This is a genomic window from Pelagibius sp. (assembly GCF_028289705.1).
GTDB lineage: Bacteria > Pseudomonadota > Alphaproteobacteria > Kiloniellales > Kiloniellaceae > Pelagibius.
The window spans coordinates 15,980-41,696 of record NZ_JANQOI010000155.1 but is presented as its reverse complement, the minus strand read 5'-3'; the positions used below and the strand labels follow the sequence as shown (position 1 = coordinate 41,696).

General features: G+C 67.3%; 20 protein-coding genes and 1 tRNA gene. 8 read left to right on the top strand and 13 right to left on the bottom strand.

The window, feature by feature from the left end; all coding sequences use genetic code 11:
- Nucleotide 1 precedes the first annotated feature (1 nt).
- Nucleotides 2-958: a LysR substrate-binding domain-containing protein gene (locus tag Q0996_RS19375; protein ID WP_299623595.1), complete on the bottom strand. Its 957-nt coding sequence runs from the start codon at nt 956-958 to the stop codon at nt 2-4.
- A gap of 120 nt (nt 959-1,078) precedes the next feature.
- Here Q0996_RS19375 and Q0996_RS19370 point away from each other — a divergent pair, with 120 nt between their 5' ends.
- From Q0996_RS19370 to Q0996_RS19345, 6 genes are all read left to right on the top strand, one after another.
- Complete coding sequence (locus Q0996_RS19370) at nt 1,079-2,608, top strand: trimethylamine methyltransferase family protein (RefSeq protein ID WP_299623592.1); 1,530 nt, start codon at nt 1,079-1,081, stop codon at nt 2,606-2,608.
- A gap of 222 nt (nt 2,609-2,830) precedes the next feature.
- Nucleotides 2,831-4,009 (top strand): aspartate aminotransferase family protein, encoded by a 1,179-nt coding sequence (locus Q0996_RS19365; RefSeq protein WP_322096757.1) that lies wholly within the window; start codon nt 2,831-2,833, stop codon nt 4,007-4,009.
- 1 nt (nt 4,010) lies between these two features.
- Nucleotides 4,011-4,937, top strand: coding sequence for an ornithine carbamoyltransferase (argF, locus tag Q0996_RS19360; protein WP_299623590.1), 927 nt, complete (start codon nt 4,011-4,013; stop codon nt 4,935-4,937).
- Nucleotides 4,937-5,872, top strand: coding sequence for an Hsp33 family molecular chaperone HslO (locus Q0996_RS19355; RefSeq protein ID WP_299623587.1), 936 nt, complete (start codon nt 4,937-4,939; stop codon nt 5,870-5,872). Before argF ends, Q0996_RS19355 begins: the two co-directional genes overlap by 1 nt.
- 64 nt (nt 5,873-5,936) lie before the next feature.
- Nucleotides 5,937-6,527: a hypothetical protein gene (locus tag Q0996_RS19350; protein WP_299623584.1), complete on the top strand. Its 591-nt coding sequence runs from the start codon at nt 5,937-5,939 to the stop codon at nt 6,525-6,527.
- Between the two features lie 140 nt (nt 6,528-6,667).
- Nucleotides 6,668-7,537 (top strand): glutamate racemase, encoded by an 870-nt coding sequence (locus Q0996_RS19345; protein WP_299623581.1) that lies wholly within the window; start codon nt 6,668-6,670, stop codon nt 7,535-7,537.
- Between the two features lie 176 nt (nt 7,538-7,713).
- Here Q0996_RS19345 and Q0996_RS19340 read toward each other — a convergent pair whose 3' ends face one another.
- The 10 genes from Q0996_RS19340 to Q0996_RS19295 all read right to left on the bottom strand — a co-directional run bounded on the left by Q0996_RS19340 (nt 7,714) and on the right by Q0996_RS19295 (nt 19,024).
- Nucleotides 7,714-8,304, bottom strand: a complete 591-nt coding sequence (locus Q0996_RS19340) for a PEP-CTERM sorting domain-containing protein (RefSeq protein WP_299623578.1) — start codon at nt 8,302-8,304, stop codon at nt 7,714-7,716.
- A 543-nt stretch (nt 8,305-8,847) separates the two neighbouring features.
- Nucleotides 8,848-10,005: an acetylornithine deacetylase gene (argE, locus tag Q0996_RS19335; RefSeq protein WP_299623575.1), complete on the bottom strand. Its 1,158-nt coding sequence runs from the start codon at nt 10,003-10,005 to the stop codon at nt 8,848-8,850.
- A 10-nt stretch (nt 10,006-10,015) separates the two neighbouring features.
- Nucleotides 10,016-11,461, bottom strand: coding sequence for a TrkH family potassium uptake protein (locus Q0996_RS19330; RefSeq protein WP_299623572.1), 1,446 nt, complete (start codon nt 11,459-11,461; stop codon nt 10,016-10,018).
- Nucleotides 11,462-11,572: 111 nt separating this feature from the next.
- Nucleotides 11,573-12,202: a GTP cyclohydrolase I FolE gene (gene folE / locus Q0996_RS19325; protein WP_322096755.1), complete on the bottom strand. Its 630-nt coding sequence runs from the start codon at nt 12,200-12,202 to the stop codon at nt 11,573-11,575.
- A 68-nt stretch (nt 12,203-12,270) separates the two neighbouring features.
- The gene (apaG, locus tag Q0996_RS19320) at nt 12,271-12,663 is read right to left on the bottom strand and encodes a Co2+/Mg2+ efflux protein ApaG (protein ID WP_299623569.1); all 393 of its coding nucleotides are present in this window, start codon (nt 12,661-12,663) and stop codon (nt 12,271-12,273) included.
- 126 nt (nt 12,664-12,789) lie between these two features.
- Nucleotides 12,790-13,668, bottom strand: coding sequence for an OmpA family protein (locus Q0996_RS19315; protein WP_299623565.1), 879 nt, complete (start codon nt 13,666-13,668; stop codon nt 12,790-12,792).
- A gap of 178 nt (nt 13,669-13,846) precedes the next feature.
- Nucleotides 13,847-14,581: an ATP-binding cassette domain-containing protein gene (locus Q0996_RS19310; protein ID WP_299623562.1), complete on the bottom strand. Its 735-nt coding sequence runs from the start codon at nt 14,579-14,581 to the stop codon at nt 13,847-13,849.
- Between the two features lie 16 nt (nt 14,582-14,597).
- On the bottom strand, nt 14,598-16,295 hold the full coding sequence (locus Q0996_RS19305) for an ABC transporter permease (protein WP_299623559.1): 1,698 nt from the start codon (nt 16,293-16,295) through the stop codon (nt 14,598-14,600).
- A gap of 233 nt (nt 16,296-16,528) precedes the next feature.
- Nucleotides 16,529-17,767, bottom strand: coding sequence for an ABC transporter substrate-binding protein (locus Q0996_RS19300; RefSeq protein ID WP_299623556.1), 1,239 nt, complete (start codon nt 17,765-17,767; stop codon nt 16,529-16,531).
- 270 nt (nt 17,768-18,037) lie between these two features.
- Nucleotides 18,038-19,024 carry a 2OG-Fe(II) oxygenase gene (locus Q0996_RS19295; protein WP_299623553.1) on the bottom strand — a complete coding sequence of 329 codons (987 nt, stop codon included), beginning with the start codon at nt 19,022-19,024 and terminating at the stop codon, nt 18,038-18,040.
- A 141-nt stretch (nt 19,025-19,165) separates the two neighbouring features.
- Here Q0996_RS19295 and Q0996_RS19290 point away from each other — a divergent pair.
- A tRNA-Gly gene (locus Q0996_RS19290) sits at nt 19,166-19,239 on the top strand.
- 196 nt (nt 19,240-19,435) lie between these two features.
- On the opposite strand, the gene Q0996_RS19285 is transcribed toward Q0996_RS19290, so the two are convergent.
- The gene (locus Q0996_RS19285; RefSeq protein WP_299623550.1) at nt 19,436-20,551 is read right to left on the bottom strand and encodes a serine hydrolase; all 1,116 of its coding nucleotides are present in this window, start codon (nt 20,549-20,551) and stop codon (nt 19,436-19,438) included.
- A 284-nt stretch (nt 20,552-20,835) separates the two neighbouring features.
- Here Q0996_RS19285 and Q0996_RS19280 point away from each other — a divergent pair, with 284 nt between their 5' ends.
- Nucleotides 20,836-24,324 (top strand): pyruvate carboxylase, encoded by a 3,489-nt coding sequence (locus Q0996_RS19280; RefSeq protein WP_299623547.1) that lies wholly within the window; start codon nt 20,836-20,838, stop codon nt 24,322-24,324.
- Between the two features lie 190 nt (nt 24,325-24,514).
- Here Q0996_RS19280 and Q0996_RS19275 read toward each other — a convergent pair whose 3' ends face one another.
- Entirely contained in the window at nt 24,515-25,510 is a 996-nt protein-coding gene (locus tag Q0996_RS19275; RefSeq protein ID WP_299623544.1) for an endonuclease/exonuclease/phosphatase family protein, read from the bottom strand.
- Between the last annotated feature and the right edge of the window lie 207 nt (nt 25,511-25,717).

Here is a 25,717-nt window from a genome sequence, read left to right as displayed (position 1 = left end):
CCTACCCTGTTCCCGGCACTGCGGCGCTTCGGTCATCGCCGGGCGCAAAGGAGTCTGCCTGACTGGTCTCGATGATCCAGTCCCTCACCGCTTCTGCCTGGGCCGAAAGCGCCGCGGTCTTCGACCAGATCAGATAGAAGCCCTTGGGCGTCCGCCAGCGCCAGGGGCCGACCTGGGTCAGCAGTTCCTGGCGCAGCAGCCCCTCCACGATGTAGCGCCAGCCAAGCGCGATGCCTTCGCCCGCCATGGCGGCCTGCACGACCAGCGCATAGTCGTTGAGGCGCAGGCCGCCGCCGCTGTCCCGGTAGGGGCCCTTCATCGCGGCGAACCACTCGCGCCAGGTCGGGCAGGGGCGAAAGGGCTCTTCCAGGTGAATCAGCCGCTGCCCGGCCAGGATCTCCAGGGAGGTGACCGGCGGATAGGCTTCGGCGAAGCGCGGGCTGGCCACCGCGATCAACTCCTCGTCGGCGATGCGGGCGGCGCTATAGCCGCGCCACGTGCCATCGCCGCGCCAGACCGCCAGGCTCAGGCCCTCCCCGGCCAGGTCCGGGTCCCGGTCGGTGGTCTGCAGGCGCAGGTCGATCTCCGGGTTGAGGCGGTGGAATTGGGCCAGCCGCGGCACCATCCAATAGTTGGCGAAGGCGGTGGAGACCGAGAGGGTGACATGGCTTTGGCGGCCCTGGCGCCGCAGCAGGCGCGCCGTCTCCAGGATGCGCGCGAAGCCGGCAGAGACGTCGCCGAACAGCATCTCCCCCGCCTGGGTCAGGCTGACCGAGCGGTGCCCGCGCACGAAGAGGCGGATGCCCAGGGCCTTCTCCAACTGGCGGACCGCCAGGCTGACCGCCGGCTGCGAGACGTTCAGCTCCGCCGCCGCCCGGGTGAAGGAGCTGTGCCGGGCCGCCACCTCGAAGACCCGCAAATGATGGGTCGAGTGGACCAGATCCTGGAAATCTTCCATAAGCCCAGTTTATGTCATGGCCCAGCTTTTTTGAAGGTCACAACAGGCGGGAATTCCCCTAATTGGTAAGCGTTGCGGAACCCAGAGTGAGGACTGCGCAGCGTACGGGAGGAACCGGACATGGCGAGAGCGGCACTGAGGCGCAGATCGCGCCGGGCGCAGAGGTCCCAGGAGGCCGTACAAGGGTCTGCTCCCGCTTATGTCCGACGGCGTATTCCGTTCTATGCCTTTCTCGAGGAAGAGGGCCTGGTCCGCCTGGAGGAACAGGCCGACTGGCTGATCCAGGAGATCGGGATCGAATTCCGCGACGACCCCCAGGCCCTGATGACCTGGCGCCAGGCCGGGGCCAGGGTCGAGGGCACTAGGGTGCGGGCCTCCGCCGAGATGATCCGGGCGCTCTGCAAGACCGCGCCGGCGGAGTTCACCCAGCTTGCCCGCAACCCCGCGCGCTCTGTGCGCATCGGCGGGGCCAACCAGGTCTTCGCCGCGGTCTACGGGCCGCCCTTCGTGCGCGACCTCGCGGGCGGGCGCCGCTACGGCGCCATGCAGGACTTCGAGAACCTGGTGAAGCTGACCTACCTGCTGCCCGCCATCCACCACGGCGGCTTCGTGGTCTGCGAACCCTGCGACGTGCCGGTCTCCAAGCGCCACCTCGACATGCTGTATTTGCACATGCGCTACAGCGACAAGCCGCACCTCGGTGCCATCACCGAGCAGAGCCGCGCCGAGGACTCGGTGGCCATGGCGCGCGTCCTGCACGGCGAAGAGGCTTTCGAGTCCAACTGCGTGATCCTCGGCAACGTCAATACCAACTCGCCGCTGCTGGTGGACAAGGTGGTGACCGAGGCGATCCGCACCTACTGCGGCGCTGGCCAGGGGATCATCGTCTCGCCCTTCATCCTCGCCGGGGCCATGGGCCCGGTCTCCACCGCCGCCTCCATCGCCCAGGCCCTGGCGGAGGCGATGATGTGCTGCGCCTACAGCCAGCTCGTGCGGCCCGGCGCGCCCTTCATCTTCGGCAGCTTCCTCTCCTCCATGAGCCTCAAGTCCGGCGCCCCCACCTTCGGCATGCCGGAGCCGGTGATCTCCCACTACGTGATCGGCCAACTGGCCCGGCGCCTGGGTTTGCCGCTGCGCAGCGGCGGCTCCCTCACCTCGGCCAAGACCGCCGATGCCCAGGCCGCCTTCGAGAGCGCCGATTCCATGCACTCCACCGCGCTGGCTGGGGTCAACTTCGTGCTGCAGGCCGCCGGCTGGCTGGAGGGCGGTCTTTGCACCGGCTACGAGAAGCTGGTGATGGATGCGGACCGCCTCGGCGCCTATCAGCTCCTGCTCGCCGGCCTTGCCACCGACGACAACGCCCTGGCGCGGGACGCCTATCACGAGGTGGAGCCGGCCGGGCACTTCCTCGGCTGCGGCCACACCATGCGCAACTACCAGACCGCCTTCTACGAGCCGGCACTGTCCGACAGCGAGAACGTGGAGAGCTGGGAGGAGCGCGGCAGCCAGGAGATGCAGCAGCGCGCCTACGAGCACTGGAACGCCCTGCTGCGCGACTATGAGGCGCCGCCCATCGACCCCGCGACCGACGAGGCGCTGAAGGACTTCGTGGCGCGGCGCAAGCGCGAGCTCCCCGACGCCTGGTACTGAAGGCCGTTATTTCCGCGGTTTGGTTGACAGAACGCGGCTTTGCCCCAATAGTGTCGCCCCTTTTTCACCGGCCGAAAGCCATGTAGGCTTTGCCAGGGCTTGTGGAACCGCTGGACCCCAGGAGATCAGAGTGACGATGGGTTCGGGCCCCGCCCGGCCGTGGGGCCTTCGTTGGTTCGACTGCCCGGCCAGACCTGAGGCCAGAGCCTAGGAGTGTAGTCCGTGAGCGACGTCTTGATGCCGACCTATGCGCGTGCCGAGCTCGCTTTTGAGCGCGGCGAGGGACCCTATCTCTATACCGCGGGCGGGCGACGCTATCTCGATTTTGCCGCCGGCATCGCAGTCAACGCCCTGGGCCACAGCCATCCGCATCTGGTGGAAACGCTGCAGGCGCAGGCGGGCAAGCTTTGGCATGTCTCCAACCTCTATACCATTCCCGAGGGCGAGCGCCTGGCCGAACGGCTGGCGGCCAACAGCTTTGCCGAGCGGGTGTTCTTCTGCAATTCCGGCGCCGAGGCGGTGGAGGGCGCGCTGAAGATCGCGCGTCGTTATCACTACGCCGCCGGCCACCCGGAGAAGACGCGGGTCATCTCCTGCTCCGGCGCCTTTCACGGCCGCACCCTGACCACCCTCTCCGCCGCGGCGAACCCGAAGTATCTCGAGGGCTTCGGTCCGGCCTCCGAAGGCTTCGACAATGTCGCCTTCGGCAACATGAACGAACTGCGCGCCGCCATCACACCGGAGACCGCGGCGATCCTGGTGGAACCGATCCAGGGCGAGGGCGGCATCCGCGCCGCCGACCTGGAGTATCTGCGCGCGTTGCGGGCGGTCTGCGACGAATTCGACCTGCTGCTGATCTTCGACGAGATCCAGTGCGGAATGGGCCGCTCAGGCAGGCTCTTCGCCCATCAGTGGGCCGGTATCGCGCCCGACGTCATGGCGCTGGCCAAGGGCCTCGGCAGCGGCTTTCCCATCGGCGCGATCCTCGCCACCGCCGAGGCGGCGAGCGCGATGAAGCCGGGCACCCACGGCAGCACCTTCGGCGGCAACCCCCTGGCCATGGCCGTGGCCAACGCGGTCCTGGACGTGATGCTGGAAGACGGCTTCCTGCCGGAGGTCGAGCGCGTGGCGCGGCTGCTCCGCGACAAGCTGAACGAGCTTGCGGGGCGCTACCCCCAGGTGCTGGCCGGGGTGCGGGGCAGCGGCCTGATGATGGGCCTGGTCTGCGTGGTGCCCAACACCGAGGTGATCGCCAAGCTGCGTGACGAAGGCCTCCTCACCGTGGGGGCGGCGGAGAACGTGATCCGCCTGCTGCCGCCGCTGATCATCGAGGAGAGCCATGTGGACGAGGCGGTCGAGGCCATCGAGCGGGCCTGCGCCACCTGGGCCAAGGCGGCGTGACATGACCTCCGGCACTGCGACCCAACCGAAGCACTTCCTCGATCTCGACCGGCTGGATACCGCCGAGCTGCGCTGGATGCTCGACGTGGCGGGCCAGATGAAGCGCGGCGAGGCCGGCAACGGTCAGGCCAAGCCGCTGGCGGGCCGGACCCTCGCCATGATCTTCGAGAAGCCCTCGACCCGCACCCGGGTGTCATTCGAGGTGGCGGCGGCCCAACTGGGCGGCCAGGCGGTGGTGCTGGAGCCGAGCGGCACCCAGCTCGGCCGTGGCGAGACGGTGGCCGACACGGCCCGCGTGCTCTCGCGCTACGTCGACGCCATCATGATCCGCACCACCAAGGAAGAGATCCTGCTGGAGTTGGCCGACCACGCCACGGTGCCGGTGATCAACGGCCTGACCGACGTCACCCATCCCTGTCAGCTCATGGCCGACGTCATGACCTTCGAGGAACACCTCGGCAGCATCGACGGCAAGGTGGTCGCCTGGTGCGGCGACGGCAACAACATGGCGGTCTCCTGGATCCACGCCGCCGTGCGCTTCAATTTCGAGCTGCGCCTGGCCTGCCCCGAGCCGCTGCGCCCGCCGCAGGCCGTGTTGGACTGGGCGGCGGCCGCCGGCGGCAAGATCGTCGTCTCCACCGACGTGGAAACCGTCGCCCGCGACGCCGATGCCGTGGTCACCGATACCTGGGTCTCCATGGGCGATGACGACGGCGAGAGCCGCCACAACCTGCTGCGCTCCTATCAGGTGGACGAGAGGGTCATGGCCCTGGCCAAGCCCAACGCCATCTTCATGCACTGCCTGCCGGCTCACCGTGGCAACGAGGTCACCGATGCCGTCATCGACGGGCCCCAGTCGGTGGTCTGGGACGAGGCGGAGAACCGGCTCCACGCCCAGAAGGGCATCCTCGCCTGGTGCCTGTCTTGATGCCTGAGGGCGAGAGGACTGCGGTCCGCCCCCAAGCCGACCCCGAAGCCGATCAGGTCCAGCCGTTCCTGCTGGAGTCCTCGGAGATCCGGGGACGGCTGCTGCGCCTGGAACGGGTGCCCAGCGAGATCCTGCGCCGCCACGACTATCCCGAGCCCGTCGCCCGGCTGCTGGCGGAGATGCTGGCGCTCTGCGGCGGCCTGGCGTCCCTGCTGAAGTACGAGGGCATCTTCACCCTGCAGGCCAGCGGCGACGGCCCGCTGCGGGTCATGGTGGTCGACGTGACATCGGAGGGGGCGATGCGCGGCTATGCCGGCTTCGACGAGGATAGGCTCGACCGCTTGGTGGCCGAGGCCAACGGCAGCCAGCCGACGGTGGCGGCGCTCTTCGGCAAGGGCTCCCTCGCCTTCACCGTCGACCAGGGCGTCCACAGCGAGCGCTACCAGGGCATCGTCGCCCTCAACGGCGACACCCTGGCGGACTGCCTGCAGCACTACTTCATGCAGTCCGAGCAGTTGCAGAGCGGCATCGTGCTGGCCGCCGGGCGCCGCGGCGGCGCCTGGGTCTCGGCGGCCCTGGTGCTGCAGCGCCTGCCGGAAGAACACATTGCCGACATCGAAGACGAGGACGACTGGCGCCGGGCCATGGTGCTGCAGGCGAGCTGCAGCGCCGAGGAACTGCTGGACGACAGCCTGCCGCTGAACGACCTGCTCTACCGGCTGTTCCACGAGGAAGGCGTGCGCGTCTACGAGCCGCGCGCGCTGACCGAGGCCTGCCGCTGTTCGGGCCAGCGCCTGGAAACGGTGCTGGCCGCCATGCCGCGCGAGGAAATCGAAGACCTGAAGATCGACGGCGCGGTTGAAGTGACCTGCGAGTTCTGCACCAGGGTCTACCGCTTCGATGACAATGATCTGCAGCGCATCTACGCGCCTTGATCCTGCCCGATTCTCTGCCTATGCCTGTCGTTTCCTGTCAGTGACCATTCAGGGACTCTTGGGCATGCGTATCTTGTTTAGGCCTTTCTTTGCGATTTCTCTCGCGGTCGGGCTCCTGGCCGCCTGCACCTTCGATGACCCGCAGAACCGTTTCGCCGAAATCACCTTCGCGCACCTTCCGGAAATCCGCCTCGACGTTGGCGATGTCCGCATCGAGCAGGCCTATCTGGCGTCGGTCAAGGACCCCAACGTGGAGCACCGCTTTCCGGTCAAGCCGATGGACGCCGCGGTGCGCTGGGCCCAGGACCGCCTGGAGGCCGAGGGCAGCCGCCTGGTGCTGCGCTACATCGTCCGCGAGGCCTCGGTGGTGGAGACGGCGCTGGAGACCAAGAGCGGCGTCACCGGCCTGCTGACCACCGACCAGGCCGAGCGCTACGACGCGCGCATCGTCGTCGACCTGCAGATCCTCGACGGCCGCCAGGTGCAGGCGACCGCCAACGCCGAGGCGCGGCGCTCCGTCACCGTGCCGGAAGGCATCAGCCTGAAGGAGCGCGAGCTGGTCTGGTACAAGCTGACCGAAGACGCGATGAACGACCTCAACAGCCAGCTTGAAGAGACCATCCGCAGCGCCTTCTTTCCTTATGTGATTCTCTAGGGCGTTTTCGACTTGCGTCGAAGCGGTTCCAGCCCGCACCCCCTCCCGGCCACCCAATACGATTATCCTGGTGGGTGGCCGGGAGGGGGAGCGGGCCGACGCCGTCAAACCACCAAGGCCTCAAATCCGGAGGCCGCGCGATGATCGGGGTGTTTGATTCCGGTCACGGCGGGCTGACGGTCCTGCGGCAGTTGACGGCGCGCCTGCCGCAACAGCAGTTCGTCTATCTCGGCGACCACGCCCATGCGCCCTACGGCCGGCGCGCGCCCGAGGACATCTACGGGCTGACCCTGGCGGCGGTGGAACGGCTGTTCCTCCAGGGCTGCCGGCTGGTGCTGCTGGCCTGCAACACCGCCTCGGCCGTCGCCCTGCGGCGCATGCAGCAGGACTGGTTGCCGCAGAACGCGCCCAACCACCGGGTCCTCGGCTGCTTCGTGCCCATGGTGGAGGCCCTGACCGCCGTCTCCTGGCGCGACGGCCTGCCGGTGCCCGGCCGCAGGGCGGAGGACGGCCTGGTGGCCGTCTTCGCCACCCAGCGCACCGTGGCTTCCGGCGCCTACCCCCTGGAGGTCTCCCTGCGGGCGCCGCGGTTGCGGGTGGTCTCCCAGGCCTGCCGCAACCTGGTCGCCGCCATCGAGGGGCAAGAGCCCGCCGCGCGGCTTCAGGAGATGGTGTCCGGCTACGTGGCCGAACTGATGGCCGCGGCCGGCGGCGAAGCGCCGACCGCCGCCGTGCTCGGCTGTACCCACTACCCGCTGGTCGCCGACTGCTTCGCCGCCGCCCTGCCGGCCACCACCCGCCTGCTCGACCAGCCGCGCATCGTCGCCGAAAGCCTGGCGGACTACCTGGACCGCCACGGCCGCTTCCTCGGCGCTCCCTCCGAACGCGGCGGCGTCCGCTTCCTCACCAGCGGCGACCCCGACCAGGCCTCGGCCTTCGCCAGCCGCTTCTTCGGCGCGCCGGTGGCCTTCGAAGGCATTGCCGATCACGAACCGCCGGGACCTCGTTGACTCGCAAATTCGAAGCGATTGGGGCGTTGCAGCCAGCTTGAATCACAAGGCGACACCTTGCCTCAAGTCTCAACTACTGTTTCCGACTCTCTCCTCAGAGCGGACGTCAGCCTTTGGTCGCAGTTTGACCCGTTCCGGAAGTTGCGCGTCCCCATCGATGAGGCGCAAGCGCGAGACTAACAAGTGGGAGTGGTCTTGCGCCGTCGCGCTGTAATACCCAGGGCCAGCAGGCCAAATCCGAAGAGGATCAAGGTCGCGGGCTCAGGAATGGCAGTTGTATCGTGCTGGACGCTGAGATCTACAACAAATGACGCGATATTTTGACCCGACCAGCCAGTGACATTGGTGAGATCCACGGTGATTTCATCCGACAAAAAGGAAACTGTCGGTGTCCCTCCAATTCCTATTGAGGAAATTGAAGCTCCAATGATGCTGCCGGAAGGCCCGGTCCAGTCCAGGTCGAAAACTCTCAGGAATGTGAGGGGCAGGGATGCAACCCCAACCGAGATGGCTCCAGTCAATGTCACGGCGATAGAAGAATCTTCGACATCCAGGGTCCAAATCGGTCCAGCATTATGCAAATTGAGATCGGTAACCTCCGAGGGCCCGGCCTGTACCAAGAACGATCCCGAATCAATTACGACGCTTGAAAAAATAACGGACTCGAACTGGACAGTGTCTCCGATCAGGGTGGCCTGTGCGGGAGCCGGCGAGAGCGCGATTAAAGAATAGCTGCAGAGAATGCTTGCAAATAGATTCCTGAACATCGCTCAGAGTACCCCTGTCTATCCGATTGTGTATGGGATATCACCTGGAAGAGACACCATGATGAGTAGGTATGATCTATAACTGTGGTTAAGCAATTTTGATGCCATGAGAGAAAGATGCGACGCGGCAATGGCTTAATCCGACAGCAAGGAAGGGCATCTCTAAAGTTGTAAAAATAGATTACAGATTCTCGCTCTCTCTGATTGAGGCGATGGATTGGATTTTCGGCCTCTTTGGCTTTGAATTCTGCGGTTTTCCGCGCCCAGGTATGGCCCTGAATTCGCAACGTGCGAGGCGCTGCTTGTGGTGGGTCGCGGCAATCTTACATCTGTCAAGCAATTCAATGACCTGATCAAGACGGGTGTAAAGGGATTTGACAGGCCGGGCCCGGCGCGAATGGCTTGGCTTACCGATGATTGAGGGAGATCGGGGATCGCGCGCCCTCATGGGCTAAGCCACAAAGGCCAAGGGTGTCGTGGGCTTGCGCCGCGCCGCTGGATGTCGGCTCGTGGCACATCAGCGACATGCACAGTGGGCTCGCCCTAGCCCGCGGCCCAGTCGCGCAGCTTCAGGAGAAAGGCCTCGCAGGCGGCCACCTGCTCCAGGCTGATGAACTCGTTGGCCTGGTGGGCTTGGTCGATGGAGCCGGGGCCGAAGACGATGGTGGAGAGGCCTGCTGCCTGGAAGAGGCCGCCTTCGGTGCCGAAGGAGACCACGGCGGTGTCGTTGGCGCCGGTGAGGCGCCGCACCAGGGTCTCCGCTGCCCCCTCGTGTTCCGGCGCCAGCGGCAGCACGGTGGCCGGGCGCCGCGTCTCGATGGTGGCATGGGGCGCCTGTGACTGCAGCTCCGGCAGCACCTCTTCGCGGGCGAAGCGCTCCACCTCGGCGATGATGGCGTCGGTGTCCTCGCCGGGCAGCGGCCGGAACTCCCAGGTGAAGGTGCAGTCCTGGGCGACGATGTTGATCGCCTTGCCGCCCTCGATCTCCCCCAGATTGAAGCTGGTGTAGGGCGGGTCGAAAGGGTTCGCCGGGTCGGCGGCGGCGCGCTTGGCGGCAGCCAGCTCGGCGATATGGGCGATGATGCGCCCGGCGGCGAAGATCGCGTTGGCGCCGAGCTGCGGCAGGCTGGAATGGGCCGCCTGGCCGGTGATCCGCGTTTCGAAGAGGAAGCAGCCCTTGTGGCCGTTGACGATCTGCATGGAGGTGGGCTCGCCGACGATCACCAGGGCCGGTTCGGGGACCGCGCGGGTCAGGTCCTCGATCAGCGCGGGCACGCCGGTGCAGCCGACCTCCTCGTCGTAGGAGAAGGCGAGATGGATCGGCCACGTCAGGGGCCGGGCCGTGAACTCGGGGACCAGCGCCAGGGCGACGGCGAGAAAGCTCTTCATGTCGGCGGTGCCGCGGCCGTAGAGGCGGCCGTCGCGCTCGACCAGGGTGAAGGGATCGCTCTCCCAGGGCTGGCCCTCCACCGGCACGACATCGCTGTGGCCGGAGAGCACGACCCCGCCCGGCGCCTCCGGCCCCAGGCTGGCCAGCAGGTTGGCCTTGCTGCCGTCGGGGCTGGCCGTGCGCCGGCAGCGGGCACCCTGGCGCTCCAGGTAGTCCTGGGCGAAGTCGATCAGCGCCAGGTTGGACTTGGCGGAAACGGTGTCGAAGCCGACCAGCCGCGCGATCATCTCCCGCGATTCCGGGCGGATCATGGCGGTCTCCTCAGCCGCGCCAGAAGGCCGGCGCCAGCAGGATCAGCACCGTGAAGAGCTCGAGCCGGCCCAGGAGCATCCCCACGCAGAGCAGCAGCTTGGCGCTGTCCGGCAGGGTGGCGTAGTTGCCCGCCGGGCCGATGACGTCGCCCAGGCCGGGGCCGACGTTGGCGATGGCCGAGGCGGCGCCGGAGACGGCGGTGACGAAGTCCAGCCCCGTCATGCCGAGCCCGATGGCCAGCAGCGCAAAGCAGGTGACGAAGAGAAAGAAGAACGACATCACCGAGGCGGCCACGGCCTCGGGAATCGGCTTCTTGTTGTAGTAGGCGAAGAACACGCCGTTGGGCTGCATCAGCCGGCGGAGCTGGGCGTTGGCGGTGGAGTAGAGCACCTGCAGGCGGAAGATCTTGACCCCGCAGGTTGTGGAGCCGGCGCAGCCGCCGACGAACATCAGGATGAACATCACCGAGACGACGAAGCTGCCCCAGGCGTTGTAGTCGGCGGTGGAAAAGCCGCTGCCGGTCATCACCGAGATGACGTTGAAGGTCGAATAGCGCAGGGCGTCCAGCGGCTCCATCATGGCGCCGCTCAACAGCCAGATCGCCACCAGCACGATGGCCACCGCCAGGATGCAGAGGAACCAGCGCACCTGCGCATCGGCGAAAACGGGGCGCAGGTCGCCGCGGATGACCCGCAGGTAGAGCACGAAGGGGATCGAGCCCAGCACCATGACCACCGACATGGTCCAGTCGACGGCGGGGTTGGCGAAGTGCCCGACCGAGGCGTCGTAGGTGGAAAAACCGCCGGTGGCGATGGAGGTCATGGCATGGGCGACGGCGTCGAAGGCGGACATGCCCACCGACCAGAGCAGGATCGCCGCCACGCCGGTCAGGAAGACATAGATGATGGAGATCCCGCCGGCGATCTGGGCGGCGCGTGGCAGCACCTTGTCGGTGTCGAAGGCCTCGACCCGGAACATCTGCATGCCGCCGACCTGCAGGACCGGCAGGATGGCGACGGCCATGACGATGATGCCGACGCCGCCCAGCCACTGCAGGATCGCCCGCCACAGCAGGATGCCGGGCGGCGCGAAGTCGAGGCCGACGATGACCGTGGCGCCGGTGGTGGTGACGCCGGACATGGACTCGAAGAAGGCATCGGTGACGCTCAGCTCCAGCTCCGAGAAGGTGAAGGGCAGGGCGCCGAAGGCGGCGATGACGAACCACGCCAGATTGGTCATGACGAAGGCCTGGCGCAGGGAGAAGTTGCCGAGGCGCGAGCGGGTGGTCAGCATCATCGAGACGCCGGTGAAGAGGGTCACCGCCGCGGCCTTGGAGAAGACCAGCCAGTCGGGATGCCCCACTGCGGCATCGACGACGGCCGGGATGATCATGGCGATGGCCAGGACGCTGATCAGGATCCCGATGACGAAGATGACCGGCCGCAGTTCGATCATCGCCGCCGACCTTCCGCCGATGCGGACAGCGCCATTCCTGTGCGCCCCTCTCTTGCGCGCAATGACAGGGATGTGTGAACCGGATGAACCATGCCTCGAGACGACCGCGACTTAGTGGGCGCCGCTGCCCTGGGTGGGATGGCCGGTGAGGGCGAGGAACTCGCGCCGGGTCGAGGCGTTGCTGCGGAACAGGCCCAGCATGCGGCTGGTGACCATGGTGGTTCCCGGCTTGTGGACGCCGCGGGTGGTCATGCACTGGTGGGTCGCCTCGATCACCACGGCAACGCCTTTCGGCTTCAGGACCTCTTGGATCGTGTTGGCGATCTGCGCGGTCATCTTCTCCTGGATCTGCAGACGGTGGGCATAGGCCTCCACCACCCGCGCCAGCTTGGAGATGCCGACGACCCGGTTCTTGGGAAGATAGCCGACATGGGCCCGGCCGATGATCGGCGCCATGTGGTGTTCACAGTGGGATTCGAAGCGTATGTCGCGCAGCAGCACCATCTCGTCGTAGCCCTCGACCTCCTCGAAGGTGCGCTCCAGCAACTCCATGGGATCGATGCGATAGCCGGCGAAGAACTCTTCGTAGGACTTGACCACGCGCTCCGGCGTGCCGATCAGGCCCTCCCTGGCGGGATCGTCGCCGGCCCAGCGGATCAGCGTTTCCACGGCCTCCAGGGTTTGTTGGCGGCTGGGCCGCTGGTGGGCCGCGATCGGCCGGATGTTCGGACGGTTGGTCAAGCGCCCCGCCTCCCCCCGGACGGTCCCGCCCCCGCGCAGCGGCAATAACAGGCGAGTTGGATCATGTCTCAGTTGAGTTGCACGGGCTGGTGGGGACTGTCCAGCGAAAAGGCCGGGATCTCAACGTCGAAGCGGCGGCCGTTGGCGCTTTCCATCTCGTAGCTGCCCACCATGATGCCCGAGGGCGTCGTCAGCGGCGTGCCGCTGGTGTATTCGAAGCTCTCCCCCGGTTCCAGGGTCGGCTGTTCGCCGACCACGCCTGCGCCCCGCACTTCCTGGACCCGGCCCATGGAATCGGTGATCCGCCAGTAGCGGTTCAGGAGCTGCACGGTCTCGAAGCCGGTATTCTCGATGGTGACCTGATAGGCCCAGACATAGTGGCTTTCGGTGGGGGAGGATTGGTCGTCCAGATAGATCGGCTTGACGGTGACGTTGATGGATTCGGTGGTCGCGCTGTACATCGTGCTGAGGGTCCCTTCTCGCCCGACCGCATCTGATCCCCCGCAGTCTACGCCTTGATGGGCCGACAAGGAAAGGGCCGCAGACTCGCCCTGGCGGCACCGGTCCCAATCGAGGATAAAGCGTTGTTATTGGGGAATAATTTCCACCCTGCGGTTGGCCTGATCGCGCACGCCGTCGGCGGTGGGCATGGCCGGTTCGGCCTCGCCGCGGCCGGCCACAAAGATGCCGTCCGGATCCGCACCGCGGGCTGCCATGGCCGCCCGAACGGCGTCCGCGCGGCGCAGCGAAAGCGCGAGGTTATAGTCCGCCGCGCCGGCGCGGTCGGCGTGTCCCGTGACCGAGAATTCGGTGAAGCCGGCGGCGCGGGCGGCGGCCAGCGCCTCGTCGATGACCGCTATGGCCTCGGCGGTGATCTCTTCGCTGTCGAAGTCGAAGAACAGGACGTAGGCCTGCGGCCGGACCGACGGCGGCGGCGCGGCAGCCGCCTGCGGGGCCGGCTCGGCGGCGGGTGCGGGTGCCGCTGCCATGATGCTGTCCAGGCGCTCAAGGGCGCCAAAGAACTCGTCCCGGCAGCGGGCGATGTCTTCGGACTGATGGCCCTCTTCCTGTTGTTCGATCCAGCAGTCGAAGCGCGCCTGGGCGATGGCCGCGTCCTCCGGCGCCTTGGTCCGGGCGTTGGCGTCCAGCAAGGCGACGAGGCGGCCGCGCGCGCTCGCGAGCTCGCCGGCCTGGGCATCCGATAGCCGGCGTTCGCCGACGGGTTCCGGCGGCACCGCGTTGCCCGCGGCGGCCGCCAAGCCCTTGCCGGCGAAGTAGTCGGCGGACTCCCAATCGACCATCTCGTCGGCCTCGAAAACGCTGAGGTCGCGGTATTCGCGGGCCAGGCTCTGGGTGAAGGAGGCGCCGCCGGTCTCCGTCTGGCGCAGACGGTCGGTGTCATAGCCCAGCGCGCAGCCGCCCACGGCGGCCGCGGCCGTCAAAGGAATCAGAATTCTATGCAGCATCGTCCCCACGCCTCCCTGTGATCGAGCCTTCGGCTCACCCCTGTGCCCACCACAGTAGGCATTCCGGAGGGCACATCACATGTGAAAGTTTCTTGCTTCAGGAAAGTCTACTTTAACGGCCCCGGTCTGCGCCCCTGCAGCGGCCGATCTTAGAGCATGGGAGCGGGCGGGTAAGGTCTTATTCTGTGGTGCGGCGCGGCTCCGGCCCGCGCTGTTCCAGGGGCCGGTCAGTGCCGGCGCAAACCTTGCCGGCCGCGTCGATTTCCAAGACCGGTCCGCCGGCGTCCAGGGCGTCCTGGGGATCGTGGGTGACCAGAAGGGTCGGCAGCGCCTGGGCCCGGGCGTGATCGAAGACGAAACTGCGGAAGCGTGCGCGCAACGCCACGTCCAGCTTGGCGAAGGGTTCGTCCAGCAGCAGGGCGCAGGGCTCCGACAATAGGGTGCGCAGCAGGGCGACCCGGGCGCGCTGGCCGCCGGAGAGCGTGGCCGGATCGCGGTCGTAGAACTCCGCCATGTCGGCTTCGGCCAGGGCCTCCTCGATGCGCGCACGCCGCGCCCTGCGGTCGCGGATCTGCGGCGGCAGGCCAAAGGCGAGGTTGCCGGCGACCGAGAGGTGGGGAAACAGCAGGTCGTCCTGAAACAGGATGCCGACATGGCGCTCTTCGGGGAGGCGCCGGCTGATGTCCTCGCCGTTCAGAAGGATGCGCCCGGAACCCTCCAGCGCCGGGTCGAGGGTGCCGCAGACGAAGGCCAGCAGGCTCGACTTGCCGCAGCCGCTGGGCCCCATCACCGTGACCACCTCCCCCGGGGCGACGGTGAGGCTGAGGGGGCCGAGCAGGCGCTGGCCGCCGTGGGCCAGTTCCACCTGGCGCAGCACCAGGCCGTGCTCCTTGGCGACCGAAACCACTGTCATGCGTGTCGCTCCGGGGTCACGCGCGCTGCTCCCGCAGCGCGCGGCTGCGCGCCAGGCGCTTGGGCAGGGCCAGGGCGGCGGCGAAGGCGGCAAGCGGCAGTGCCGCCTGCAGGAAAGCAAAGACGCCCATGACGCGGCGGTCTCCTCCGGCGGACAGGCTCACGGCTTCGGTGGTCAGGGTGACGAAACGGCCGCCGCCGGCAAACAGGGTCGGCAGGTACTGTGTCACACTGACCGCGAAACCGACAGCGGTGGCGAAGAGTACCGGGCGCAGCAGCATCGGCAGCTTGACCCGCCAAAACACCCGGTTGGGGCTGGCGCCCAGGCAGAGCGCGGTGCGGCTGTAGCGTTCGTCCAGCGCGCGGTAGGAATCCTCCAGCGAGAGGAAGACATAGGGCAGGACGAACAGCAGGTGGCTCCACACCAGGGCGATCCAGGTGGCGTCGATGCCGATCTGGATGGACAGCACCTGGCTGCCGAAGAGAAAGGCCACCTGGGGCACCAGGAGCGGCGCATAGAGCAGCCAGAGGGCCCGGGTGGAGATCGTCAGCCCGCGGCGCTGTTCGTTCTCCAGGCAGCCGAGCACCAGGGCCAGGGCGATGAAGGCGGCGGCCAGTCCGCTGATCAGGGTCGTGCCTGTGGTCCAGACGATATCGTTTCCAAGGCGCGACCAGATATCGAGGCTGAGGGAGGACGGCAGGGCGTCGGGATAGCGCCAGCGCCGGGTCACCGACCAGAGGGCCATGGCCAGCAGGCCGGCGGCCGCCAGCACCACCAGGGTCTGGATCGCGGCCTTGACAAGAACGCGCAGGGCCCTGCCCTTGCCGCCGCGGCGCCCGCCGGCGATCCAGGCCCGGCCGAGGCGGGCGGCCAGGATTTCCCCGAGGCGCCAGAGGGCGATGGCGGCGACCACCACGAGAAGCTGCAGCACCGCGCCGGCGGCGGCGACGAAGCGCATGGTGAGGTCCGGATCGTTGAACCAGCGGAAGACCTGCACCGCCAGGGGCGGCGGCGACAGCGGCGCCAGGATCATCGCCATGTCGACCACCGAGAGCGAATAGGCAAGCACGGCATAGATCGGCAGGCGGATCTGGCGGTAGACCGCCGGCAGCACCGTCTTCATCCAGGCCATCACCGGCCCGTAGCCGAGGGAGCGGGCGATGGCCAGGCGCTCGTCGGCCCGGCTGTGCTCCAGCGCCGAGAGGGTCATGAGCAGGAGGAAGGGCAGTTCCTTCATCACCAGGCCCAGGGTGAGGGCGAGGCCGTTGGGGTCCGGCAGGCTCGCCACATCGGGCGGCAGATCCCAGCCGGTGGCCCAGGGCGAGACGAGGCGCACCAGCCAGCCGCTGGGCGCGATCAAAAAGGCGAGGCCCAGGGCCATGGCGGCATGGGGCACCGCCAGGAGCGGCGCCATCAGCCCGCGGATCGCCAGAATGATGCGCCCGCCGTGACAGGCGGCGAGGAAGACGATGGTCAGCAGGAACGACGTCAGGGTCGCCAGGAAGCCGGACAGCAAGGTCAGGCGCAGGGACTCGGGCAGCCCCGGATGGGCCAACAGCATCTGCCAGGGCAGCAGGCTGAAGCCGTGTCCCTCCAGCGCCGGAAAGTAGCCGAAGGCCGGCAGCCAGGTCCCGATCAGCCCCGCCGCCACCGGCGCCAGGAACAACAGCAGCGTCAACCCCGGCAGATAGGCCAGCAGATCGCGGCGGGTCATGGCGCTTGTCTTGCCGGTGGATGCGGTGTTTCACCCCCACCCCGGCCCTCTCCCATCAAGGGAGAGGGGGTAAGAGGGGTGCCTTCATCCGCCGAGACAACCAAGAGAGCTTCTTCGAGGGTACCAAAAAAGAATCCCCTCCCCCCTTGATGGGGGGAGGTCGGGAGGGGGGTGAATACGGGATGCATTCTCTATGTGCCGGACAAACTCTGTCCGCAATCTGCCGGACAGAGCTAGCGCGCGTAGCGGCGCTGCCATTCGGCTTCGATGCGGGTCATCCAGGAGGGGTGCGGTTCCAGCAGGGTGGGCCCCAGGGCCTCCGGCGCCAGGGTGGCAACGCCGATGGGCAGGTCCTCGAAGCGCTTGCGGTCGGCCGGCGCCAGCTTGGCCATGGCCAGCACCGTGTCGTCGCCCCAGACCTCCGGGTTCTGCTTCTGCGCCTGGGCCTCCGGGCCCATCAGGAAGTTGGCCACCACCAGGGCGCCGGCGGCGGCGCTGGCGTTGAAGGGGATGGCGACGAAGTGGGTGTTGCCGATGGTGCCCTCGTCCAGCACGAAGGTGCGCGCGGTTTCGGGCAAGAGGCCGTTGGCGATCGCCGAGGAGGCCTCGGAGGGATAGAAGGAGAGGGCGAAGTCCACCTCGCCGTCGTCCAGCAACTGGCGCTGGGCCGGGCCGCTGGCGGGGAAGGTCTTGCCGCCGCGCCAGAGGTGCGGGTGCAGGGCGTCCAGGTATTCCCAAAGCGGCCGGGCGACCTGTTCCACCTGGGCGTCGTCGGCCACCGGCTGCTGCAGAAAGGCAGGATCGGGTGCCAGCTCGATGAGCACCTGCTTCAGGAAGGTGGTGCCGAGGAAGTCCGGTGGGGTGGGGTAGGTGAAGCGGCCGGGATTGGCCTTGGCCCAGTCCAGCAGCGCCGGGATCGAGCCGGGTGTCTCGGCGACCCGGGCGGAGTCGTAGATGAAGTTCAGCTTGGCCATGCCCCAGGGCGCTTCCAGGCCGTCGGTGGGCACGGTGAAGTCCACCAGGGTGGTGGGCTTGTCGGCGAAGTCGACCAGCGCGAAGTTGGGCAGCGCCTCGGTGAAGGGGCCATAGAGCAGGCCGTTGTCCTTCATGGTGGCGAAGTTCTCGCCGTTGATCCAGATGAGGTCGACGGAGCCGCCCTCGGTCTTGCCGGCGGCGCGCTCGGCCAGCACGCGGGAGACCGCATCGGCGGTGTCCGCCAGCTTTACGTGGCGGACCATGATGCCGTAGTCGTCCCAGACCCGTTCGCCCACCCAGGCGATGTAGGCGTTGATGCGCTCGTCGCCGCCCCAGGCGTTCCAGTAGACGGTCTGGCCCTTGGCGGCCTCGACGATCTCGGGCCAGGCGCGGGTTTCCGCTGCCGCGGCCTCGCGCTGTGCGCCCCCCAGGGTGCCGGTCAAGAGGGTGGAGAGGCAGGCGGCCAGGAGCGGCAGGAGCGCGATACGGCGGCGCATAGGCGTGGATCTCCCGTGTTTCATCAGTGTCGGGTCTTCAGGGTCCAGCAGCCCCGCGAGGCGGCATCTGGCGCCGCCGGCCGGCTGCTCCCGCCAGGACGGCGGCCCGGGGAAAGGATCGGGCCTTCGGGGTCTCTGGCATAGGTCGGGGGCAGCCTACAGGCGCGCCTGGGCCCTGTCATCCGTCAGGGGTCGATGATCACAGGGCTTTTATTGGATGGCCGCATCTCGTGAGCGGTTACGCGGGCCGGGCTACCAATCTGCAGGGTATCACTGCGCGTCGTGGAAGATGACGCCGGCGGCGAAGCGCTGGCCGGCGCGGATGCGGCTGACCCCGTGGCGCAGCTTCACCCGGTGGTAGCCGCGTTTGCCTGCGCGCGGGCGCTCGCTGACGGCGAAGAGCGCCGCCTCGCCCTGGCGCAGCGGCACCACCTCGGCGCGGGACTGCATGCGCGGGCGCTGTTCGGTGAGCACGAACTCGCCGCCCTCGAAATCGCGCCCGGGTTCGCTGAGCAGGACCACGAGCTGCAGCGGAAAGACCTCGGCGCCGTAAAGATCCTGGTGCAGGCAGTTGTAGTCGCCGGCCCCGTAGCGCAGCAGCAACGGCGTCGGCCGTGTCTGCCCGGCGGCGTGGCAGCGCTTCAGATAGGTCTTATGGTCCTCGGGGAAGGCCGGCGGCTGCCCCAATCGCCCGCGCCAACGGTTGGCGACCCGCGCCGCCCGGGGATAGACGGCCTCGCGCAGCGCGGCGATGACCGCCGGCAGGGGATAGGTGAAGTACTTGTACTCGCCGCGCCCGAAGCCGTGGCGCGCCATGACCACCCGGCTGCGGAAGGGCTCCTCCCGGCCATAGAGCGCAGTGAGGGCGGCGCAGTCCTCCGGCGTCAGCAGCGGGCCGAGGCGGCCGACGCCGAGTTCGTCCAGTTCCGCCTCGATGCGCGGCCAGTCGCAGGCGGCGACCCGCTCTGCGATCCCGCTGCGGGCCGGCGCCGTCACCACGACCCCATCGGGCCGGCAGCGCTTGCAGGTGCGAAAGCCCGCCGCCTCGGCCGCCGCGTTGTCCGGGAAAAATCGCACATTGTGCCGCTTTGCCGGGCCGGAGGGGCAACTCGGCCGGCAGTAGATCCCAGTGGTCTCCACGCCATAGACGAAGCGCCCGTCCATGGCGGCATCGCGCCGCAGAACCGCCGCCCACCTCGCATCATCCAGGGGCCCTTGAACATCCAGTATTCCATCCAGAACAGCGGCATCGGCCATGGCTCGTCTCCTCGCTCAGGCCGTACTCATAGCCCTCCCGCGTGGCCGCGATACATCCGAATCTTGCGGTCTCAGGCCGGAAAGACCGCGGGCCTTCCTCCCTTGCCTTGGGCCCACGGAATCCGTACCTTCTGACCCAGCGCGGGTATGATGTAATGGTAGCCTGTCAGCTTCCCAAGCTGAACGCGCGGGTTCGATTCCCGCTACCCGCTCCAACCCCAAAGCGCTCCCAATCGGGAGCCTTTTTCATCACTGCCACCGCTTCCCAAACCGTCACCCCGGACGTGATCCGGGGTCCATGGTAGAGGCGGACCGGAACTTCACGGGATGGGTTCCTGCGGGCAGGCCGATGGATCCCGGCTCAAGGCCGGGATGACGGTGGAAGCGGTTGCCCTCGACGAACAATTCGTCCTAAGGCACGCGGAGCGAGGGGAAGATGGCCTCGGTGAGGATGCGCACGGAGATCTTCCAGGCGTCGCGCTGGTTGTAGTTGCCGGCCAGCACCACGGCCACGAGGTCGAGGTGGGGGATGATCACCAGCCGCTGGCCGCCGTTGCCGAAGCCGGCGATCCAGTCGCGGCCGTCACGGCTTCCGGTCCCCAGCCACCACTGATAGCCGTAGAAGAGACCGTCCTCCGAGGCGGTGTGTTTGGTGAAGGAGTCGGCCAGCCAGGCTTCGGGTACCACCTGGCGCCCGTCCCAGCGCCCGCCGTTCAGCACCATCTGGCCGATGCGCGCGAGATCGCGAGCGGTGAGCCGCAGGCCGGAGGCGGCGGCCGCCTCGCCGTTGGTGCCGGGGGTCCAGGCGCTTTGGGTGATGCCCAGGGGCGTGAACAGCGCCTCGCGCGCATAGTCGATCAGGGGCTTGCCGCTGCCCTGGCTGACCAGATGGGCCAGGAGCGCGGTGCTACCGCCGCTGTAGGTCCAGCGGCTGCCGGCCTCGGCGACGATGGGCCGCTCCAGGATATAGCGGTAGCGGTCCCCCGACATTTCCATGGCGATCTCGCTGTTGCGCGGATCGCTGTAGGGCAGGGATTCGTCCCAGTCGAGCCCCAGGGTCATAGTCAGCGCGTGCTGCACGGTGATCTTCCGGCGCGCCGGGTCGGCGGCGAGGTCGGGATAGTCGAAGAGCGTCACCAGGGGTGTATCGACCGCCGGCACCTCGCCCGCCGCCAGGGCGATGCCGTAGAGCAGGCCGACGACGCTCTTGGAGACCGAGCGCAGGTCGTGCAGCACCTCCGGGCCGAAGGCCACGGTCCCAAGAGGCGTGCCCCAGACCTCGTCCTCGCCCTCGTAGTAGCGTTCGAGCACCAGCTTGCCGTGGCGCACCACGACCACGCCGTGCAGGTTGGGCAGCGCGCCGCTGTCATAGAGGCGGTCGAGTCGCTCGCCAGTGTCCGCGGCGAAGCCGGCCTCCGTCAGGGAGGCCTGCGGCCAGTCCGATGCCGCGGCGGGCGGCGCTGTTGAAACGAAGATCATTGCAAGAACGCCCAGGGCGAGAAAGGGCCGGAGGCTGGGTCCCGCCATCTTTGCTCTCCTTCTACCGGTCGGCCGAATGCTAAGCGCGAAAGCTGCCGTCTTTCCACCGCAAGCGCCAGCGGTTTTGCTGTGGGACCGACGGCGGGAATAGGACCGCTCTCCCCGCGTTGTGCTTTCGTCGTTCCGAAGCCGGCCTGTGCCTTCCCTAAAGGCCGTGGCGGCGCCCCGGGCCGGCGCCTATACTGCGGCGCGAAACCGGAACCTTCGCCACGCCCGGATCAGGGGCCTTCAGGGGCGGACCCTGCTCCGTGAGACAATCGGGGAAAGAGCGCGTGAGTCCATCCCGCATCGGCGGCGCCCGTCCGCCGTTCCGCAAGCTGCTGGTGGCCAACCGCAGCGAGATCGCCATCCGCGTGCTGCGCGCGGCCAACGAACTGGGCATCCGCACGGTCGCCATCTACTCCCACGAGGACCGCTTCGCCCTGCACCGCTTCAAGGCCGACGAGGCCTTTCAGGTGGGCAAGGGCAAGGAGCCGGTGGCCGCCTATCTGGACATCGACGACATCCTGCGGGTCGCCCACGACGCCCGGGTCGACGCGATCCATCCGGGCTACGGCTTTCTCTCCGAGAACCCCGACTTCGCCGAAGCCTGCGCCAAGGCCGGCATCACCTTCATCGGCCCCAAGCCTGACGTGATGCGCCGCCTGGGCAGCAAGGTGGAGGCCCGGGCGTTGGCCGAGGAGGCGGGTATCCCGGTGATGCCGGCCACCGGCGCCCTGCCCCGCGACGAGGCCGAGGCCGCGAAGCTGGCCGAGGCCGTCGGCTATCCCATCATGGCCAAGGCCTCCTGGGGCGGCGGCGGGCGCGGTATGCGGGTGGTCGAGAGCGCCGATCAGCTCCGTGAGCAGGTGGCCGCCGGCCGGCGCGAGGCCAAGGCGGCCTTCGGCAACGACGAGATCTTCCTGGAAAAGCTGGTGCGCCAGGCGCGCCACGTGGAGGTGCAGATCCTCGGCGACACCCACGGCAACGTGATCCACCTCTTCGAGCGCGACTGCTCCATGCAGCGGCGCAACCAGAAGATCGTCGAGCGCGCGCCGGCGCCCTATCTCAGCGAGGCCAAGCGGGCCGAACTCTGCGATGCCGCGGTGCGGCTTGCCCGCGCCGCCAAGTATGAGTGCGCGGGCACCGTCGAGTTCCTGATGGATGCGGAAACCGACGCGCTCTACTTCATCGAGGTGAACCCGCGCATCCAGGTGGAGCACACGGTGACCGAGGAGGTCACCGGCGTCGATCTGGTGAAGGCGCAGATCCGCATTTCCGCCGGCGCGCGCATCGGCGAGCCGGAAAGCGGCGTGCCGGTGCAGCATCAGCTTTCCCTGGACGGCCATGCCCTGCAGTGCCGCATCACCACCGAGGACCCGCTGAACAAGTTCATCCCGGACTACGGCCGCATCTCGGCCTATCGCGGGGCGACCGGCTTCGGTATCCGGTTAGACGGCGGCACCGCCTATTCCGGCGCGCTGATCACGCCGTTCTACGACTCGCTGCTGGAGAAGGTGACGGCCTGGGGCTCGACGGCCGAAGAAGCGACGGCGCGTATGGACCGGGCGCTGCGCGAGTTCCGCATCCGCGGCGTGGCGACCAACCTCTGGTTCCTGGAAGCGGTGATCGCCCACCCCAAGTTCCAGAGCGGGGAGGCGACGACCCGTTTCATCGATTCGACGCCGGAGCTCTTCGACTTCCACCGCCGCCGCGACCGCGCAACCCGCCTGCTGACCTTCATCGGCGACGTCATCGTCAACGGCAATCCCGAGGTGGCGGAACGGCCCGACCCCGGCCCGATGAGCCCTGCGATCCTGCCGGAGTTCCCCGCCGCGGAACTCACCAAAGATCCGCCGCCGGGCAGCAAGCAGCGCCTGAATGACCTGGGGCCGGAGGACTTTGCCAAGTGGATGCTGGAGCAGGAGCGGCTCCTCCTCACCGACACCACCATGCGCGATGCCCATCAGTCGCTCTTCGCCACGCGCATGCGCTCTCACGACCTGGTGGCCATCGCGCCCGCCTATGCGCGCCTGCTGCCGCAGCTCCTCTCGCTGGAATGCTGGGGTGGGGCCACCTTCGATGTTGCCCTGCGGTTCCTCAAGGAGGACCCCTGGGAGCGGCTGGCGGCGCTGCGTGAGGCGGTGCCCAATACGCTGTTGCAGATGCTGACCCGCGGCTCCAACGGTGTTGGCTACTCCAACTATCCCGACAATGTGGTGCGCCACTTTCTGGCCCAGGCGGCCGACTGCGGGGTCGATCTCTTCCGCGTCTTCGACTCCCTGAACTGGGTCGAGAACATGCGGGTCTCCATCGACGCCATCCGCGAGACCGGCCTGCTCTGCGAGGCGACGATCTGCTACACCGGCGACCTCTGCAACCCCAGGGAGGAGAAGTACGACCTCGCCTACTACGTCGGCCTCGCCAAGGAGCTGGAGGCCGCCGGCGCCCACATCCTCGGCATCAAGGACATGGGCGGACTCTGCAAGCCGGCGGCGGCGCGCCTGCTGGTCACCACCCTGAAGCAGGAGATCGGGCTGCCGATCCACTTCCACACCCACGACACCTCCGGCATCTCGGCGGCCTCGGTGCTGGCGGCGGCGGAGGCGGGGGTGGACGCCGCCGATGCGGCCATGGACGCCATGAGCGGCCTCACCTCCCAGCCCAACCTCGGCTCCATCGCCGCCGCCCTGGCCGACAGCCCGCGCGATCCGGGCCTGGACCGCGAGGCGCTGCGCCGGATCAACACCTACTGGGAAGGGGCAAGGCGCTACTACGCCGGCTTCGAGAGCGAGATGCGCGCCGGCGCCTCCACGGTCTACGAGCACGGCATGCCCGGCGGCCAGTTCACCAACCTGCAGGAACAGGCCCGCGCCCTGGGCCTGGCGCGCAAGTGGGGCGAGGTGGAGAAGGCCTATGCCCAGGTCAACGCCCTCTTCGGCGATATCGTCAAGGTGACCCCCACCTCCAAGGTGGTGGGTGACATGGCGCTCTACATGGTCTCCAACGGCCTGACACCGGCGGAGGTGCAGGACCCCAAGCGCGACATCGCCTTCCCGGCCTCCGTCATTGCTCTGTTCCGCGGCGAGGTGGGTCAGCCCTATGGCGGCTTCCCGGAAGCGCTGCAGAAGAAGGTGCTGAAGGGCGAGGAGCCCTTCACCGAACGGCGCGGCGCCTCCCTGCCGCCGGCCGACCTGACGGCGCTGCGGGCCGAGGCGGAGAAAAAGGCACGGCGTCACATCGGCGAGCGGGAGCTATCCTCCTACCTCATGTACCCCGAAGTCTTCGTCGACTACGCCAAGCACCGCCGTGCTTATGGCGACACCTCGGCGCTGCCGACGCCGGTCTACTTCTACGGCATGGAGCCCGGCCAGGAGATCGCCGTGGACATCGAACGCGGCAAGACCCTGATCATCTCCTACCTGGCGCTCAGCGATGCCGACGAGGAGGGCCAGCGCACGGTCTTCTTCGAACTGAACGGCCAGCCGCGCACGGTGAAGGTGCTGGACAAGCACCTGGCGGCCTCCGGCAAGGTGCGGCGCAAGGCCGACGAGTCCGACCCCGGCCAGGTCGGCGCGCCCATGCCCGGGCTGATCGTCAACATCTGCGACGTCGGCAAGCGGGTCGCTGCCGGCGACCGCCTGTTCACCATCGAGGCCATGAAGATGGAAACCGCCGTCTTCGCCGAGACCGCCGGGCGCGTCAGCGAGGTGGTGGCCGCCGCCGGCAGCCGGGTCGAGCCCCACGACCTGGTGGTGGTTGTGGAATCGGCGGAGGCCTGAGGGTCTCGGTGCATGAATGGCCTCGCCAACCTTTGTCGCAAAGCCGGAAACCACACGACCGACGACTTCGGCGGATTGCAGTTGAGAGACCCCAGCTCACCCACTGCGGACTTTTTTTTCGGACACGGCGGCACGCGCGGGCGTTCGTGTTGAAAGTTTCTGATTGGCCGGTTTCGAAGCGGCTAGAGTATCACCCGGCCCCTCCCGGCGGCGGATTCAGGATTTGATCCAGTTCCTCATCTTCGGTCCAGGTGTCGATCTGAATCCACAGCGGTAGATGATCCGACAGCTGGTACGTAAAGTCGGTCTTGCTCATATCCGGATAGTGAGCCTGCGGGAACAGGTCACGCCAATTGCCGCGATAGAAATCCAAGATGCCCCCAACCGAATTCTCCAGATTGGTGTGCCGGGGATGATGGAGAATTTGGTCGTAGTGCTTGGTCCGAGCCAGATTTGATCCGTGGTCCGTGCCTCGGAGTCCGCGGGGAATGGCAAGGCCTTTTGAGGTGATCGCGTCGAACAAGTCGTCGTCGACCTTTGGAATATTGAAGTCGCCCATGACGAGGATGTCCTTGTCGAAAACGTGCCGATCCCTCTGACGTTTGTCGATCCACTTTGCCAGGGTCTTGAGCGGCTTGATCCGTGCACTCGCGCCGCTGCCCCAACGGATGTGTGCGGTCAAGAGCGTGAAGTCGAAGTTACCGGCCCGAAACGAGGCCATATAGGGCGAACGCCACCACTCGATGGTTGACTCATAGTCTCCGGTTTCTGGATTTTTCTTTCGGGGCGGTTCGGCCTCGGCTGCAAGCCCTGTGAACACGGCGGCACGCTTGTCGAAGAGGTAGCCGACCCTTTCGCGGTTGCCAGCTCGATCGGAGTTGAAGTCGGAAAAAACGACCTGCCAGTAGGGTCCGAGAATATCCATCACCCGGCGCAGATCGGACAAGTTGTCGCGCAGTTCTGTGATAGCGATCAAGTCGAACTGATACATGATCTCTGCGATGTAGTGAATTGCAGCTTCGCTGCGTAGGTTGCCACTTTTTTCTTTCCCGAAATCTCGGATGTTCCATGTCGCGATGTTGAGACTCTCGTCCAATTTCGACGGCGGTATACCCTCTTCATCGATCCGCTCGCGCAGGATCTGAAGTCCACGAGCGACATGCGGTTCGATATCTCCATGAAACATAGATACCTCCCCAGGTCTGGTGTTCGAAATCGGCAAGGACTCTTTGAGCAGACCTCGCCTTCGAAATCCTACAACACCCTATTCGACTATGTCTCGTAAAAGTTGAGTAAATGTATTGTTTTTTCAATTACCTTTCAGAAGATCCATATGCGTGAGGTCGAGGTGCGGAGAAGGTGTTGCCGCCGTTTTCGCCGAGACCGCCGGTCG